This is a genomic window from Microbacterium suwonense (assembly GCF_030296555.1).
In the GTDB taxonomy this organism is placed as follows: Bacteria; Actinomycetota; Actinomycetes; order Actinomycetales; family Microbacteriaceae; genus Microbacterium; species Microbacterium suwonense.
Genome location: NZ_AP027728.1, coordinates 1,901,658 through 1,917,319, shown reverse-complemented (window position 1 = coordinate 1,917,319; position 15,662 = coordinate 1,901,658). Strand labels below are relative to the sequence as shown.

At 70.0% G+C, this 15,662-nt stretch carries 16 protein-coding genes and 2 pseudogenes; 11 read left to right on the top strand and 7 right to left on the bottom strand.

What is annotated here, in order from left to right; genetic code table 11:
• Nucleotides 1-28 precede the first annotated feature (28 nt).
• Entirely contained in the window at nt 29-1,006 is a 978-nt protein-coding gene (locus QUE33_RS09570) for an o-succinylbenzoate synthase (protein ID WP_286299501.1), read from the bottom strand.
• Between the two features lie 125 nt (nt 1,007-1,131).
• On the bottom strand, nt 1,132-2,151 hold the full coding sequence (locus QUE33_RS09565; RefSeq protein ID WP_286299498.1) for a GNAT family N-acetyltransferase: 1,020 nt from the start codon (nt 2,149-2,151) through the stop codon (nt 1,132-1,134).
• 75 nt (nt 2,152-2,226) lie between these two features.
• Here QUE33_RS09565 and QUE33_RS09560 point away from each other — a divergent pair, with 75 nt between their 5' ends.
• Together QUE33_RS09560 and QUE33_RS09555 are read left to right on the top strand one after the other, a co-directional pair.
• Nucleotides 2,227-2,574 (top strand): PadR family transcriptional regulator, encoded by a 348-nt coding sequence (locus QUE33_RS09560; RefSeq protein ID WP_286299494.1) that lies wholly within the window; start codon nt 2,227-2,229, stop codon nt 2,572-2,574.
• 1 nt (nt 2,575) lies between these two features.
• A complete protein-coding gene (locus QUE33_RS09555; protein WP_286299493.1) occupies nt 2,576-3,532 on the top strand; it encodes a permease prefix domain 1-containing protein in 957 nt (318 codons plus the stop codon).
• A gap of 167 nt (nt 3,533-3,699) precedes the next feature.
• Here QUE33_RS09555 and QUE33_RS09550 read toward each other — a convergent pair whose 3' ends face one another.
• On the bottom strand, nt 3,700-4,425 hold the full coding sequence (locus tag QUE33_RS09550) for a peptidylprolyl isomerase (RefSeq protein WP_286299490.1): 726 nt from the start codon (nt 4,423-4,425) through the stop codon (nt 3,700-3,702).
• 43 nt (nt 4,426-4,468) lie between these two features.
• Between QUE33_RS09550 and QUE33_RS09545 the strand changes: the two genes are divergently transcribed.
• From QUE33_RS09545 to QUE33_RS09510, 8 genes and pseudogenes are all read left to right on the top strand, one after another.
• Nucleotides 4,469-5,380: a 1,4-dihydroxy-2-naphthoyl-CoA synthase gene (locus tag QUE33_RS09545; RefSeq protein WP_286299488.1), complete on the top strand. Its 912-nt coding sequence runs from the start codon at nt 4,469-4,471 to the stop codon at nt 5,378-5,380.
• A gap of 23 nt (nt 5,381-5,403) precedes the next feature.
• Nucleotides 5,404-6,531: an AMP-binding protein gene (locus tag QUE33_RS09540; protein WP_286299487.1), complete on the top strand. Its 1,128-nt coding sequence runs from the start codon at nt 5,404-5,406 to the stop codon at nt 6,529-6,531.
• 138 nt (nt 6,532-6,669) lie between these two features.
• Nucleotides 6,670-7,461: a class I SAM-dependent methyltransferase gene (locus QUE33_RS09535; protein WP_286299485.1), complete on the top strand. Its 792-nt coding sequence runs from the start codon at nt 6,670-6,672 to the stop codon at nt 7,459-7,461.
• An 87-nt stretch (nt 7,462-7,548) separates the two neighbouring features.
• Complete coding sequence (locus QUE33_RS09530) at nt 7,549-8,787, top strand: sensor histidine kinase (RefSeq protein ID WP_286299483.1); 1,239 nt, start codon at nt 7,549-7,551, stop codon at nt 8,785-8,787.
• Nucleotides 8,788-8,845: 58 nt separating this feature from the next.
• Nucleotides 8,846-9,480: pseudogene (locus tag QUE33_RS09525) on the top strand (response regulator).
• 167 nt (nt 9,481-9,647) lie between these two features.
• Nucleotides 9,648-10,409 (top strand): ABC transporter ATP-binding protein, encoded by a 762-nt coding sequence (locus QUE33_RS09520; RefSeq protein ID WP_286299482.1) that lies wholly within the window; start codon nt 9,648-9,650, stop codon nt 10,407-10,409.
• 104 nt (nt 10,410-10,513) lie between these two features.
• Nucleotides 10,514-11,896, top strand: a complete 1,383-nt coding sequence (locus QUE33_RS09515; protein ID WP_378761707.1) for an ABC transporter permease — start codon at nt 10,514-10,516, stop codon at nt 11,894-11,896.
• 317 nt (nt 11,897-12,213) lie between these two features.
• A pseudogene (locus QUE33_RS09510) lies at nt 12,214-12,681 on the top strand (2-phosphosulfolactate phosphatase); the annotation flags it as partial.
• On the opposite strand, the gene QUE33_RS09505 reads toward QUE33_RS09510, so the two are convergent.
• Nucleotides 12,591-12,917, bottom strand: a complete 327-nt coding sequence (locus QUE33_RS09505) for a hypothetical protein (RefSeq protein WP_286303200.1) — start codon at nt 12,915-12,917, stop codon at nt 12,591-12,593. The pseudogene QUE33_RS09510 and the gene QUE33_RS09505 sit on opposite strands and share 91 nt — an antisense overlap.
• Before the next feature lie 11 nt (nt 12,918-12,928).
• Here QUE33_RS09505 and QUE33_RS09500 point away from each other — a divergent pair, with 11 nt between their 5' ends.
• Complete coding sequence (locus QUE33_RS09500) at nt 12,929-13,300, top strand: DUF3054 domain-containing protein (RefSeq protein ID WP_286299476.1); 372 nt, start codon at nt 12,929-12,931, stop codon at nt 13,298-13,300.
• A gap of 52 nt (nt 13,301-13,352) precedes the next feature.
• Here QUE33_RS09500 and QUE33_RS09495 read toward each other — a convergent pair whose 3' ends face one another.
• The 3 genes from QUE33_RS09495 to QUE33_RS09485 all read right to left on the bottom strand — a co-directional run bounded on the left by QUE33_RS09495 (nt 13,353) and on the right by QUE33_RS09485 (nt 15,471).
• Nucleotides 13,353-13,841: a SprT-like domain-containing protein gene (locus QUE33_RS09495; protein ID WP_286299473.1), complete on the bottom strand. Its 489-nt coding sequence runs from the start codon at nt 13,839-13,841 to the stop codon at nt 13,353-13,355.
• Nucleotides 13,842-13,880: 39 nt separating this feature from the next.
• The gene (locus QUE33_RS09490) at nt 13,881-14,411 is read right to left on the bottom strand and encodes a hypothetical protein (RefSeq protein ID WP_286299471.1); all 531 of its coding nucleotides are present in this window, start codon (nt 14,409-14,411) and stop codon (nt 13,881-13,883) included.
• A 190-nt stretch (nt 14,412-14,601) separates the two neighbouring features.
• The gene (locus QUE33_RS09485; RefSeq protein ID WP_286299470.1) at nt 14,602-15,471 is read right to left on the bottom strand and encodes a spermidine synthase; all 870 of its coding nucleotides are present in this window, start codon (nt 15,469-15,471) and stop codon (nt 14,602-14,604) included.
• Nucleotides 15,472-15,662 lie beyond the last annotated feature (191 nt).

Here is a 15,662-nt window from a genome sequence, read left to right as displayed (position 1 = left end):
GATTTCACCCTCAGAGCAGCAATTTGCGCTATTCGAAACGGAGATGGTGGTGGCAGCGCTCCAGGCGCGCGAGCCACCAGGCCTGGCGGTCGGCGGGGGCTTCGAGGCGGTCCAGCGCGCCGGCATCCGGGGTCACTCGCGCTGCCGACACCGAGCCGTTCACCGGGCGCGCATCGGCGACGTCGTCGGCGAACAGGGATGCTGTGCCGAGTCCGCAGTCGTAGTCCAGCTCCGGCAGGGATGCCGCCAGCGCGGCGCCCTGTGACAATCCGACGGCGGTGTCCAGGGCGCTGGAGACCACTGCGGGCAGGCCGGTCTCGGCGACGATCGCGAGTGCCCGGCGGATGCCACCGAGAGGCTGCGCCTTGATCACGATCAAGTCGGCGGCCTTCGCCTGGGCGACCGCGAGCGGATCGGCGGCCTTGCGCACGCTCTCGTCGGCGGCGATCGGGATGCCCTTGTGTTTGACGCGATAGCGCAGCTCGGCGAGCTCGGCGACCGTGGCGCAGGGCTGCTCGGCGTACTCCAGGTCGAGCTCGGCGAGGGCGTGGATGGCGTGCTCAGCCTCGTCGACGTTCCAGGCGCCGTTGGCGTCGATGCGGATGCGACCCTCGGGGCCCATGATCTCGCGCACGGCGTGCACGCGGGTGATGTCGTCGGCCAGGCTCTGGCCGCGCTCGGCGACTTTGACCTTGGCTGTTCGGCATCCGTCGAACCGGGCCAGCACCTCGGCGACGCGTGCCGCGTCGACGGCCGGAACCGTGGCGTTCACCGGGATGCGCTCGCGCAGGGGAGCGGGCTGCTCGTTCCAGGCGAAGTCGATCGCCGCCTGCAGCCAGGTCGCCGCCTCGGCATCCTCATACTCGACGAACGGCGAGAACTCCGCCCAGCCCTGCGGCCCCTCGAACAGCAGCGCCTCGCGCACGTCGACCCCGCGGAATCGGGTGTTCATCGGCAGGGCGACTACGCGGGCGGTGGCGAGCAGGTCTGCGAGTGACGGCGTCATGCGTCCATCATGCCCGCACACCCTCCCCGCCCGTCTATTTGGCGCTGATGCACGCGAAACGGGCCGAAAACGTGCATAAGCGACAAATAGACGGGCTTTGGGTGGGGGTTGGACGGGTGGAGGGGTCAGGACAGGCGCTTCTGCAGCTCGGCGTGACGGCCGGTCGGCCGGAATCCCAGCCGCACGTTCACGGCGAGCATGTGCGCGTTCGACTCGGCGTTGAACGTGTAGATGTACGGCACCTCGGGCATCCGAAGCTGCAGCATCCGCAGATTCTCCAGCTTGATGCGCAGCCCGAGCCGATGCCCGCGATCCTCGCGGCGCACCAGCGTGCCCCACTGGTAGGCGTTGCCGTCGTCGCGGGAGACGACGATCTGCGTATAGGCCGCGACACGGCCGTCGGATGCCAGTGCCACCGTCCCGAACGAGGTGCGCCCCTGACCGGCGAGCATCACCTCGTCGGTGCGGTGATCGGCGACGTCTGCGGCCGACGGCTCGATGTCGAGTTCACCGGTGGGGGCCTCGGTGTCGAGCACCGCGTCGAGCGTCGTCCACTCCGCCACGAACTCCTCCGGCACACGCCCCACCCAGCTGCGGATCTCGTAGCCATCGGCCGGCGCCTCGGTCAGCAGCTCGTCGATGGCGGCATCCGTCACGGGCAGTGTGAGCCGGCTCTGCAGGTCGCCCAGCGCCACCTGATAGCCGTGTCGGCGTGCGAACTCGCGCCCGGGTTCGCCGTCGCCGTCGGCAGGAGCGGATGCCGGCCACGCCGTCTCGGCGCGGAAGGTGCGCCGTGAGGCGTCGGCGGCTTCGGCCTCGACGTGTGCGAGCAGAGCGGAGCCGACGCCCTGTCGGCGATGCTCGGCGGGGACCGTCACGTCGAGCGCGGCGGAATGCAGATTGTCCTTGCGGCTCAGCGCCAGCGAACCCGACCCGACCACAGCGCCGTCGCGAGTGGCGACGTACGCCCGGCGCTCGGTGGTGGAGGACGGATGCTGCAGCTCGGCCCGGCTCTCCTCGCGCGACCAGACCAGGGCGTGCTCGCCCATGTCGGCGCGGCGGGCCGCGGCGTACGCATCCCACCACGCGTCGAAAGCAGGAGCGTCGAACGGGTCGATGCGGTGGATCTCGAGCGCGGATGGCATCCGACCAGCCTAAGGGGCGCAGTGCCAACGATGTGTGATTGACAATGGTGTGTGGCACACAATATGGTGATCGATATGGACGACAGCGAGTTCGACGGACACTTGCAGGAGCTGCGGCGCGGCACGGTGGTGCTGGCCAGCCTGCAGCTGCTGCGCACGCCCGGCTACGGCTACGGATTGCTCGAGCAGCTGGCATCCGCCGGATTCCCCACCGACGCCAACACGCTCTACCCGCTGCTGCGCCGACTCGAGAAACAGGGCTACCTCGACAGCGAGTGGAACACCGACGAGGCACGGCCGCGCAAGTTCTACCGCACCTCCGCCGCCGGCATCCGTCTCGCCACGACCCTCACCCAGGAGGTCGCCGCCATCGCCGCCGCGACCGCAGGACTGCGCGACCGACTCCGTGAACAGGAGAACTGAGATGACCACCACACTGACCGATCGCTACATCGCCGCGACCGTGCGCAGCCTGCCGCAGCAGCTGCAGGCCGAGGTCCGCGACGAACTGCATGCGTCGATTGCGGATGCCATCGATGCACGCACCGCACAGGGCGAGCCCTCCGAGCAGGCCGAGCGCGATGTGCTCACCGACCTGGGCGACCCGGGCGCGCTCGCCGCCGGGTACGCCGACCGTCCGCTGCACCTGATCGGCCCGACGTACTTCCTCACCTGGTGGCGGCTGCTCAAGCTGCTGGTTGCGATCGTCCCCGCCTGCGCATTCGGCGGGGTGGCGATCGCGCAGGCGCTGGATGGCACGAACGTCGGCCAGATCATCGGGCAGGGTATCGGGATCGCGCTCTCGGTGGTCGTGCACATCGCGTTCTGGACGACGCTGGTGTTCTTCGTGCTCGACCGCACGGGTGCGGATGCCGTGGGGAAGTGGACTGTCGACCGGTTGCCGGAGGAGCCCTATCAGGGCACCGGCCGCGTCGACCTCATCGTGTCCCTGCTGATGCTGGCGATCTTCGCCGGGCTGCTGCTGTGGGATCGGTTCCGCGGATTCGTCCCCACCTCGGACGCGCCCCTGCCGATGCTGAATCCCGAGCTGTGGCCGTGGGGCATGGGAGCGCTCTTCGTGCTGCTGGCGGCCGAGGCGCTGATCGCCATCGCGGTGTACGCCCGCGGTCGGTGGACCCCTGCGCTCGCCGGGATCAACGCGGCGGTCGCCGTCTGCGTGATGAGCCTGGGGCTCACCGCGCTGGGCCGGAGAGCACTGTTCAACCCGGAGTTCGTGCAGACCGTGTTCGTCGGCAACGGCGTGGATCAGGACGCGCTGATCGTGCTGGCTGTGCTCACCGGCATCGCGATCGTCGGCATCACCGTCGGGGACGCGGTGGACGGCTGGCGCAAGGCCCGTCGGGCGGCGCTGGCCGGCTGACGGCATCCGTCTCCCGGCATCCGTCTCCCGGCATCCGTCTCCCGGCTTCTGACGCGCTTCAGGTCGCAATGGTTGTCGCTTCTCAGCGCGAGAAGCGACAACCATTGCGACCTGGACGAGTAGCGCGGACGGGCAGCGCGGTGGAACCGACCGGGACGAGTGGCGGATCAGCCCCGGGTGACGCCCGTGATCGTCACGGGCGTCTTCGGGGCGCCGTCGGGGCCACCCGATTCCGTGCCTGCGGCAGCGACGTCGGCGACGGTCGAGGTGCTCGCCTCATCCAGGTGCCCGAAGACCGTGTACGAGGGCGGCAGCTGGGTGTCGGCGTAGACGATGAAGAACTGCGAGCCGTTGGTGTCAGGGCCGGCGTTGGCCATCGCGAGCGTGCCGGCGGGGTAGGTCTCGGTGCCGTCCAGCTCGTCGGGGAACGAGTACCCGGGGCCGCCAGTGCCGGTGCCCGTCGGGTCGCCGCACTGCAGCACGAAGATGCCCTCTGTGGTCAGGCGATGGCAGTTCGTCCCGTCGAAGTAGCCCTGCTGCGCCAGCGACAGGAAGCTGTTCACCGTGCACGGCGTGGTGTCGGCGTCCAGGGTCACGGCGAGGTCGCCGATGCTCGTCGCGATGGTCACGGGCACATCGCCGGCGGCATCCGGTTCCGCCGGCGGCGCGGTGACCTCCTTCGATGGCGTGCGGGTGCCGGCCGGATAGGTGCAGGTGTCGGATGCCGTGGACGTCGGCGCCGGGGCCTGCCCTCCCGGCTGAGCGGAGCCGGAGTCCGGAGCAGATGCGCATCCCGCCAGAGCGAGGGCAGCGGCGGCGCTCAGCGCGAGCAGCGCGAGTCGCAGCCGGGACGGGACACGCAGACGGAATGGGGCGATGACGGAGGTGCGCACCCGACGATCGTATGCGAGCGATCGCCGGAATAGGCTGAGTGCTGTGACCCCAGCATCCGTCTCCGACATCTTCGACCCGGCCGAGTGGACCCTGGCTCCCGGAGCGGAGGACTACACCGATATCACCGCCCATGTGACGCATGACGGCGGCATCGCGCGGATTGCCTTCGACCGGCCCGAGGTGCGCAATGCGTTCCGCCCGCACACGGTCGATGAGCTCTACCGGGCGCTGGACGTCGCACGGCAGGACCCGCGCATCGGTGCGGTGCTGCTCACCGGCAACGGCCCGAGCCCGAAGGACGGGGGCTGGGCGTTCTGCTCGGGCGGCGACCAGCGCATCCGCGGACGCGACGGCTACAAGTACTCCGATTCCGCCACCGAGGTCGCCGACCCGGCCCGCGCCGGGCGGCTGCACATCCTTGAGGTGCAGCGCCTGATCCGGTTCATGCCGAAGGTGGTCATCGCCGTCGTCCCGGGCTGGGCGGCCGGCGGAGGGCACTCGCTGCACGTGGTGTGCGATCTGACGGTCGCCAGCGCCGAGCACGGCCGGTTCAAGCAGACGGATGCCGATGTCGGCAGCTTCGATGCCGGCTACGGCTCCGCGTACATGGCGCGTCAGACCGGGCAGAAGATCGCCCGCGAGGTGTTCTTCCTGGCCGAGGAGTACTCCGCCCAGCGCGCCTATGAGATGGGGGCTGTGAACCGGGTCGTGCCGCACGCGGAGCTGGAGCGTGAGGCGCTGAAGATGGCGCGGACGGTGCTGACCAAGTCGCCCACGGCGATCCGGATGCTGAAGTTCGCGTTCAACGCCGTCGACGACGGACTGGTCGGCCAGCAGGTGTTCGCCGGTGAGGCCACCCGGTTGGCGTACGGCACCGATGAGGCCGTCGAGGGCCGGGACGCCTTCCTGCAGAAGCGCGAGCCCGACTGGTCGCCGTTCCCGTACCACTTCTGATGCGGTGCGGGTCGATGCCCACGATGAGACTGCATCCGGTCGACGGTGCCGATGCGCGGGCGGTGTGCGAGGCGCTGCCAGCGGCGCTCGACGGGCGGCATCCGATCGCGCTCGGGTTCTCTCCGGCATCCGATGACGTCGTGCCGGACGGCACCGCCGCCGTCGTGGCCACCTCGGGATCGAGCGGCGTTCCTAAGCGTGTCGTGCTCAGCGCCGCCGCTCTGCGGGCGAGCGCCGGGGCGACCGCCGCACGGATCGGTGCGGGGCGGTGGACGCTCGCCCTGCCGGCCGGCTACGTCGCGGGGCTGCAGGTGCTGGTGCGCTCGATGCTCGCCGGCACCGAACCGACGATGATCGACGGGCATCTGACCCCCGACGCCTTCGTCGATGCGACGCGGCGGGCCGCCGCTGACGACCTCTTCATCTCCCTCGTCCCCGCGCAGCTGGCGACGCTGATCGACGCGGCCGACGATCCCGCGGTGCTGGCCGCACTTCGCGCCCACCGTGCCATCCTCATCGGTGGGCAGGCGCTGTCCGACAGCATCCGGATGCGCGCAATGGACCTGCACGTGCCGATCGTGCACACCTACGGATCCAGCGAGACCAGCGGCGGCTGCGTGTATGACGGGGTGCCGCTCGACGGGGTGCGGGTCGGGCAGGTCGATGACGAGCTGCGCATCAGCGGGCCGATGCTCGCCACCGGCTACCTGGGGAACTCGGCGCTGACGGACCGCATCTTCACCACTGACGAGCGGGGCGAGCGCTGGTACCGCACGGGCGATCGCGGGTTCATCCTTGACGGCGTCGTGGAGGTGCATGGTCGTCTCGACAACGTGATCGTCTCCGGCGGCATCAACATCTCACTTGACCGGGTGGAACGAGCGGTGCGGAGCGTCCCGGGCCTGGAGCAGGCGGTCGTGCTCGGCATGCCTGATGAGCGGTGGGGCGAGGCGTCGATCATCTTCGCGGAGGTGCGCGGCGGCGACTGCACACGGATGCTGGAGGTAGCGCGTGCACGAGTGGCCGAGGAGATCGGCAGGCACGCCCGCCCCGTGCAGCTGGAGTGCGGTGAGCTGCCGATGCTGGCATCCGGCAAGCCCGACCGTGAGCTGCTGCGCCGCATGATCCACGACGTGCCACCGCCCTCCTGACCGGCGCTTCCACCCCTGACCTGCGCGTTCAGGTGGCACACTTTGCTGCCTCGACGCGCGGGATGCCACCATTCGGGCCACCTGAAGCGGGGCGTGCGGCGGAGCGTGGGGCGGAACACGGGGCATAGGCTGGCGCGCATGGCGATCTACACGCACGGGCACCACGATTCGGTGCTGCGCTCGCACAACAACCGCACGGTCGAGAACTCTGCGGCCTACCTCGCCGCGCACCTCACCGCCGATGTGCGACTGCTCGACGTGGGCGCGGGTCCAGGCACGATCACCATGGACTTCGCCCGCCGTGTGGCTCACGTCACTGCGACCGAGATCGATGCGGATGCCCTCAGCCTCTCGCAGAGCCTGGCCGCCGGACAGGGTGTGACGAACATCGACTTCTCGGTCGAGGACGTGCATGCGCTCAGCTTCGCGGACGACACCTTCGACATCGTGCACGCGCACCAGGTGCTGCAGCACGTCGACGATCCGGTGCGGGCGCTGCGCGAGATGCGCCGGGTCACCGCGCCGGGCGGACTCGTCGCGGCCCGCGATGCGGACTACGCCGGCTTCACCTGGTTCCCGCTGCTGCCCGAGCTGGATGAGTGGCTGCGGCTGTACCGCGAGGCCGCGCGTGCCAATGGCGGGGAGCCGGATGCCGGTCGGCGTCTGCTGTTGTGGGCGCGGGCAGCCGGATTCACGGACGTCACGGCGACGGCATCCGTCTGGTGCTACGCGACAACCGAGGAACGCGAGTGGTGGGGCGGCATGTGGGCCGACCGCATTCTGGAGTCCGCGCTGGCGCGTCAGCTGGAGCGCGACGGGCTCGCCACGCGCGCCGAGCTGCAGCGCATCAGCGACGCGTGGCGTGCGTGGGCAGCCGACGGAGACGGCTGGTACCTGGTGCCGCACGGTGAGATCATCTGCCGAGTGTGAGAGCCCTCCCGTGCACAACTCCGCAGAGGCGGGCCGATACATCTGCAGACGGATGCCGCACGAGGGGCCTTCCCGTAGCGTGAAAGGATGATCCGCCCCATCTCCCGCGTCTGGCTCGTGCTCGACATCGTCGGCGCGATCCTGGGTCTGCTGATCACGCTGCCGTTGAGCCTGATCGTGACGGCCTCCTCCACGACGGGCTCCTGGATCGCCGACCCGCGCTGGGCACTGGTGCACCACGCCGTCGTCGCCGTGGTGCTGTGGGGCGCGGCCGCCATCGCCCGTCTCTCCCCGCCGATCGCGCTCGCTGTCGCGTGGGTGGGGGCGGCTGTGCAGCTGGCAGGCGGCATGTGGCCGTCTCCTGTGAATGTCGCGGTGTTCGCCGTGCTGTTCGCCACGGCGGCGTGGGGCAGCAGGCGTCTGCTGTGGATCGGCGGTGCGTCGGCCGTCGCAGGAGGCGTGATCGCCGGTCTGTATGTGGCGCTCATCGACCGCGACATGCTCATCGACGACAGCAGCTACGCCATGCGAGTGCTGGCGTTCGGCTCACTTGTCGCTGCCGTGGTGATCCTCTCCCTGGCCATGTCGTGGGGCGCCGGCCTGCTCTGGCGTCTGGTGCTGCACGGGCGAATGACTCGCGAAGCGCAGCAGCAGGCCGAGGCGGTCGCCGCCGAGGAGGCCGAGCGGGTGCGCATCGCGCGCGACATGCACGACATCGTCGCGCACTCCCTCGCCGTGGTGATCGCGCAGGCCGATGGGGCCCGGTATGCGGCGGCGGCACAGCCCGAGATCGCGCAGGAGGCGATGACCACGATCGCGCAGACCGCCCGATCTGCTCTGTCGGATGTGCGGATGCTGCTCACCCAGCTGCGGCACCGGCAGGGCGACGGGCCGCAGCCGACCCTGGCCGACCTGGAGACGCTGTTCACGCATGTGCGTCAGGCCGGCATCGAGCCGCGGGTCACGGTCGACCCGATGCCGCCGGGGGAGCCGCCGGGAAGCATCCAGCTCGCGGTGTACCGCATCCTGCAGGAAGCGCTGACGAACGCCCTGCGCCACGGCGAGGGCGATGTGGATGTGCGGCTGTCGTGGTGGCCGGATCGCGTCGATCTCGAGGTGCGCAACCGGATATCGAGCCCACCCGCCGGGGCGGGCGGCGGGCACGGCCTGGTCGGCATGAGGGAGCGCGCCCAGCTGGTGGGCGGTACGCTGCAGGCGCAGCGGGATGCCGGCTGGTTCACCGTCCGCGCCACGATGCCGATCGGCGCAGGGCCCCTCGGGCCGGGGTCGCTCGGGTCGGAACCGCTCGGGTCGGGGCCGGCGTAATCACGTGCATCGCGGGTGCCGACACGGGCGAGGATGGAGTGAGGGACAGGAGGCCAGGATGATCAGAGTCGTGCTCGTCGACGATCAGGCGCTGTTCCGCGCCGGCATCCGGATGCTGGTGTCATCCCAACCAGACATGGATGTCGTGGGGGAGGCCGGCGACGGACGTGAGGCGATCGAGGTCGTCACGCGCACCCAGCCGGATGTCGTGCTGATGGACATCAGGATGCCGGTGATGGACGGGCTGACCGCAACGGCTGAGCTGCTGAAGCAGCCCGAGGCCCCCGCATCGTGATGCTCACCACCTTCGACCTCGACGAGGCGGCGGCACGGGCGATCCAGCAGGGCGCCAGCGGGTTCCTGCTCAAGGACGCCGACCCGGAGTTCCTGCTGGCGGCGATACGCACCGTGGAATCCGGGTCGAGTGTGATCTCGGCATCCGCCACTCACGACCTGTTCGCGCACTTCACATCCGAGACGAAGCCGGTGCCGCCGACGTACTCCGACTTGACCGATCGGGAGCGGGAGATCTTCGCGCTCGCGGCCCGCGGCCTGTCCAACTCCGAGATCGCCGCCCGGGAGTTCCTCAGCGAGGCCACGGTGAAGACGCACATCAGCCGCATCCTCACCAAGCTCGCGCTGCGCGATCGCGTGCAGCTGGTCGTCTTCGCGTTCGAGCACGGCCTGACCTGACCGGCCCGCCCCCAAAGCCCGTCTATATGGCGCCCGTGCACGGGGCTCGCGGCGTGTCGCGTACCGCAGCGCCATATAGACGGGTTCAGCGGATCATCCTGCAGATGTAGGCGGGATGATCCGCTGGGGCGATGCGGCAGGACGGATGCCGAAACTAGCGTCGAAGCATGCAGATCACGACCTCGGACCTCGGCCTGGCGGCACGCGTCCAGCACCTCAGCAAGTCCTACGGCGCGGGCCCGGCCGGCGTGCGCGCCCTCGATGACATCAGCGTCGGCATCCGTCGCGGTCAGTTCACCGCGATCATGGGCCCCTCAGGCTCGGGCAAGTCGACCCTGATGCACATCATGGCCGGTCTGGATGCGCCGACCGAGGGCCGTGCGTGGATCGGCGACACCGACATCACCGGCCTGAGCGATCTGGAGCTGACGATCCTGCGTCGGCGCCGCGTGGGATTCATCTTCCAGGCGTTCAACCTGGTTCCCACGCTCGATGCCCTCGGCAACATCCTGCTGCCGTTCGAATTGGACGGACGCCGGCCGAGCGCGATCGAACGTGCCCGCATCGACGGTCTCGTCGAACGGCTCGGCCTGGCATCCCGCCTGAGCCACCGACCTCATGAGCTCTCCGGCGGCCAGCAGCAGCGCGTAGCGATCGCCAGGGCGCTGGCCACCGCGCCCGACCTGGTCTTTGCCGACGAGCCCACCGGCAACCTCGATTCGCGCAGCGGACGCGAGGTGCTGCAGCTGCTGGCGACCGCGAGCCGCGAGCATGGGCAGTCCATCGCGATGGTCACTCATGACGCGATCGCGGCCAGTCATGCCGACCGGGTGCTGTTCCTCGGCGACGGCCGCATCACCGCGGATCACCCGCAGCAGACCGCCGAGCAGATCGCCGCGCACATGCTCGCCGCAGAGGTGGCGGCATGAGCGCCGTGGCAGCCGAAGCGGGGCCCACCGGTTCGCCCGCCTCCGGCATCCGTTCTCTCGACCGTCGGAGGACGGGGAGGCTCGACTGGCTGCGCGAGCGCGGCATGGGCGCCAGCATCCTCGTCTCCGCGCTCGCTGCGGCCTTCGGTGTGATCCTCGTCGAGGTCACCGCCTACATCGGCGATGCGCTGCAATCCGATCCGTTCATCGGCGACAGCGAGACGCTCGCGATCGTCGTCGCGATCCTGTCGGCGCTGCTCACCGGAGTCGCGATGTACGTCGCCGCGATCGTGACTGCCAACACCTTCTCGACCATCATCGCCGGTCGCACCCGTCGTATCGCACTGATGCGGCTGATCGGCGCCTCCGCGCGATCGCAGCGCGCGGAGGTGACCGGGCAGGGGTTCGCCGTCGGAGTGATCGGCGCCCTGGTCGGCCTGGTGACGGGCCTCGGATTCTCGGCGGTCGGGATGCAGATCGGCTCCGCGCTGCTCGAGCGGGTGCCGGAATCGTTCACGCTCGCGCAGCCGGGGATCGCGCTGCCCGCGATCGGGGTTGCTCTGACGACCTGGCTCGCCGCGCGCATCGGCTCGCGCCGAGTGCTCGCGGTCACACCGCTGCAGGCGCTGGGCGGGTCGGTCGAGCGCACCCACGACGACGTCGCCGCGCACCGCGGCAGGAACATCTTCGCGCTCGTGCTGCTGATCGTCGGCGGCGCCCTGCTCGCAGGTGGCGTCGTGCTGGGGCTGAGCACGCCGCTGGGCGTGATCGTCGCGTTCTTCGGTGGCGTGCTCTCGTTCACCGGGCTGGTCGCCGGCGCCGAGCTGATCATGCCGCCGGTGCTGCGGTTGACCGGGCGGATGTTCGGCGGCGGTGCGACGGGCCGGCTCGCCGCGGAGAACGCGCTGCGCTACCCCGAGCGGTCGAGCCGGATGGCCATCGGCGTCGTGATGGGGGTCGCCCTGGTGACGATGTTCGCTGTCGCGCTGGAATCGTCCAAGGCGCTGATGATGCGCAACTCCGACGATCTGCCGGCGGACTTCTTCGCTCCGATGGACGCGTTCGCGACGGTCATGATGGTGCTGGTCGCCGTCTCGGCCGTGATCGCCGCCGTGGGGCTGGTGAACCTGCTGACCATCGGCGTCGTGCAGCGCCGGCGCGAGCTCGGGCTGCTGCGCGCGATCGGTCTGACCGGTCGACAGGTGCGCCGCATGGTGCTGCTGGAAGCCGTGCACATCACGGTCGCAGCGACTCTGACCGGACTGGTGCTCGGCATCGCGTACGGGTGGATCGCCGCGCAGTCGCTGCTCGGCTCGGTGCCGGTGCTGCCCGACTACGAGCCCGCAGGAATGGTGTATCCCGCGATCCCGTGGATCCCCGTGGCGATCATCGTCGGGGCCACCGCGCTGTTGACCGTGATCGCCGCCGTCACGCCCACGCGTCTTGCGACGCGCGTCGCTCCGGTGGAGGCGCTCGCCGCGGAGTGAGCGGAGTCGCGACGAGGTGCGAGCCTGGGCTCCTGCTTCTTCGTGTGGCGCGACACGCTGCATCCGTGGTGGGGAAGCCGCGTGTTGTGACACCTGAAGGGAAGGTGCTGGGGTCGGGCCGGGGTCGGGGCTGGGCTACGTCCCGGGCGTCCCGGGCGTTCCGGGCGTCCCGGGCGTGGGGTCCTGCTTCTTCGTGTGGCGCGACACGCTGCATCCGTCGGTGGGGAAGCCGCGTGTTGTGACACCCGAAGCGAGGGGCGAGGGGTGAAGAGAGAGGGAGGGGAGCGGGGAGCGAGGGGCGGGAATAGGCTGGACGGATGCCGTCGCCGTTCGATCAGTCCTACTACCAGGTCCGCGTCGAATGGGGCGTCGAGGGCCTCGCGCGCCTCGCGCCGGCAGACGTCGTCGTGGTCGTGGATGTGCTGCGATTCTCGTCGACGATGGCGAATATCGTCGCCGGTGGCGGAAGTGCCGAACTCGCGGATGCCAGGATCTGGTCTGCCAACGGCGCAGAGGTCGCTGCGGCAGCGGCCGAGACCGGTGCCGTCGTACTGGTCGGTGGCATTCGCAATGCGGCGGCCACGGCGCGTGCCGTCATGACCCTCCAGGAGCACCGGGCCGCGCGCACCGCGGTTTCGGTGATCGCAGCGGGGGAGCGCTCGCCGGCCGGCGCATTGCGGTACGCCGTGGAGGATCAGCTCGGGGCGGGCGCGGTGATCGCCGCACTCACCGATCTCGGCATCGACCACTCGGCTCCGGATGGGGCCGTCGCCGCAGAGTCGTTCCGCGCGCTGCGCCGTGCGCTCCGCCATCTGATCGCCGCCAGCGGATCGGGCCGGGAACTGGTCGACGGGGTGGCGTCCACCGCACGGATGGCCGATCTCGGCATCCGTCCTGCCACCACAGCGGAGGCGGGGAGCTGGATGCCGTCGACGCCGTGCCCGTGCTGCGAGACGGCGTCTTCGAGCGTTTCGTCTGAGCTGTTCTCGCGCGTCGTGGCGTCCACCGCACGGATGCGCATACAGTCGGAGCATGAGGTACCTCCCCGCCTTCGTGGTCGATGCCGTGCTGGTGCTGATCTTCGCCGTCATCGGCCGTGCCTCGCACGGCGAGAACCCGGTCGGCTTCCTGCTCACCGGCTGGCCGTTCCTGGCCGCGCTCGCCGTCGGACATCTGATCGCCGCCGCCGTGCCGATGCGCCCGCGCCGACCCTGGTCGCTGGGCTGGGGACTGATCGCGTGGGTGGTGACCTTGGCCGGCGGGATGCTGCTTCGCCTGGCCACCGGTGACACCGCCGAGACGCCCTTCATCATCGTGGCGTCGCTGGTGCTGGGCCTGTTCCTGCTCGGCTGGCGTCTGATCGCCCTGCTCGTGCGCCGCTACCGTCGTCCTCCCGAGGCCTGATCGCGAGACCGGCACCTGACGCACGCAACGAGCCACACATCGCCAGGAGCGTTCAGCGGGGGAGCTGCGCGGCGAGCCGATCGGCCGCGGTGATCTCGCGCCGCGTCCAGGTGAACAGGTAGCGCCGATCGAACCGGCGTGAGCACCGTGCGCAGCTCGTCTCGCGCGCGGGTCGCCGATGCCGGTAGGTGACATGGCCGACCGGACATCGACCCACCCACGGCGCCAGCTCCGTCGCGGTCTCGCCGTGGTGCGTGGTGCCGCCGACATACCCGAGGTCACGTGCGATGCGCTTCCACTCCGGACCGTGCGCCGCGGCGTGCCCCGCCATCGCGTGGGCGACCTCGTGCAGCAGGGTCTGGTGGATCTCGTCGTCTTCGAAGCGAGCGGCAAGATAGCGCGAGACGGTGATGCGCTTGCGGCGGTAGTCGCACAGGCCGGCGCGACGCTTCGCATGATCGAAGTCGAAGCTCCACGACTCGTCGAGGTGCATGGTGATCAGCGCCTGTGCCCAGACGCGCACGCGATTCAGATCGGCCATGCGATCAGACTAGAGCCGGGCACCGACGTCGCCGTCGGATCAGACGAGAACGCCGGGTGCCTCGGCGCTGCGGCGCTCGGCGGCGTCGATGGCGCGCAGCGCCTTCTCGAGCTCGGTGTCGTCGGCGCCGGCTTCGCGCCGCAGGAACAGCGAGCGCTTGAAGCTCTCACGCGCCACGTCGAAGTCGTGCGCCTCGTAGGCGTTCCGGCCGTGATGCTGGTGCGCGAAGGCTGCGATTCCGAACCAGCCGCGGCCTTCGGCCTCATTGGCGCAGTGCGCCAGCTCCTGCGCGGCGGCAGCATGCGCACCGCGGTTCTGCAGCACCGTGGCGTGCAGCACTCGGGCGCGCAGAAGATCCTTGCGGGTACCCGCCATGCGCGCCTGACGCACCGTCTCCTCCGCCAGTTCGAGCGCCTCATCGAGCCGGTCGAGCACCTTCAGCAGCCACACACGCTCCAGCAGAACGGGCAGGCTGCGCTGACTCTCGATCTCGGCGAGGCGCTCTGCGCACTCGCGCTCGTCGACCAGCTCACGAAGAGTGTCGGGGTCGTATCCCTGGATCAAATTCACGACGTCTGACTCCTCTCCACGATCGTTCCCCCAGTCTGCATCGCCGATCTGGGAACGGCCCGAGGCACGCCCTGGCATCCGCAACTCGTGCATCCACCGCGGCGGATGGAAACCGTCGGTTCCAAGGCATCCGTACCGACGTTTTCCATCCGCGCCGAGCCGCACGCGCACGCGCCGAGCCCGAGCCGGCTCAGCGCAGGAACAGGTTCGCGTCGGGACGCGGGGAGGCCACGGCATCCGCATCCGTCACGATTGCCGCGCCGCGCGCGAAGGCGGCGACCTCCTCGCCGCGCGCGATCTTCGCGGGATGGGGGCCTGCCGCGAGCACCCGAGGCAGCCAGTCGGCGGGCAGGGGCGACGCGGATGCCGCGACCACGAGATTCCCGAATCGGCGGCCTTTGAGAACCTGTGTGTCGGCGAGCACGGCGACGTCGGCGAAGACCGACGAGACCGTGGCGACCTGACGACGGGCGAACGCCAGCCCTGGCCCGTCTGCGACGTTCACCAGCAGCACGCCGGCGGGGGCGAGAAGCTCGCCGATCTCTCGATACAGCTCCACGCTGGTCAGGTGCGCCGGCGTCTGCGCGCCCGAGAAGACGTCCGAGACGACCAGGTCGCAGTTCCCCCGCAGCGCGGGCGGCAGGCGGTGCAGTCCTTCGCGCGCGTCGCCGATGCGGATGCGGATCGCCGCACCACGCGGCAGCGGCAGATGCTCGCGCACCAGCTCCACCAGCGGCGCCTCCCACTCGATCACCTGCTGGCGCGAACCGGGCCGCGTCGCCGCGATGTAGCGCGGGAGCGTGAGGGCGCCGGCACCCAGGTGCACGGCGCTGAGCGGAGCGGATGCCGTGGAGCCGAGCTGATCGATCACGGCTCCCATCCGCACGATGTACTCGAAGTGCAGATGCGTGGGGTCGTCGAGGTCGACGTGCGACTGGGGCGTGCCGTCGACGATCAACTCGAAACCGCTGGTGAACTCGCTCGGCGCGATCTCCGCGAGGCCGCCGTGGTCGAGCCGAACACGCGGGTTCTCGGCATCCCGTCCGCGTGCTCGTCCCATCCCTCGAGACTACCCAGCCGTCGAACCCGTCTATATGGCGCTGCGGTACGGTTCGCCCGGCGTGTCGCGTGCACGAGTGCCAGATAGACGGGCTGGGGACGGGAGTGGATGCCAATACCGCAGCTTTCCGGATTGGTCAAGGATCCGACTTGCCATGTCGGGAAATCGTCCCTATAGTTGGTAGTTGCGCT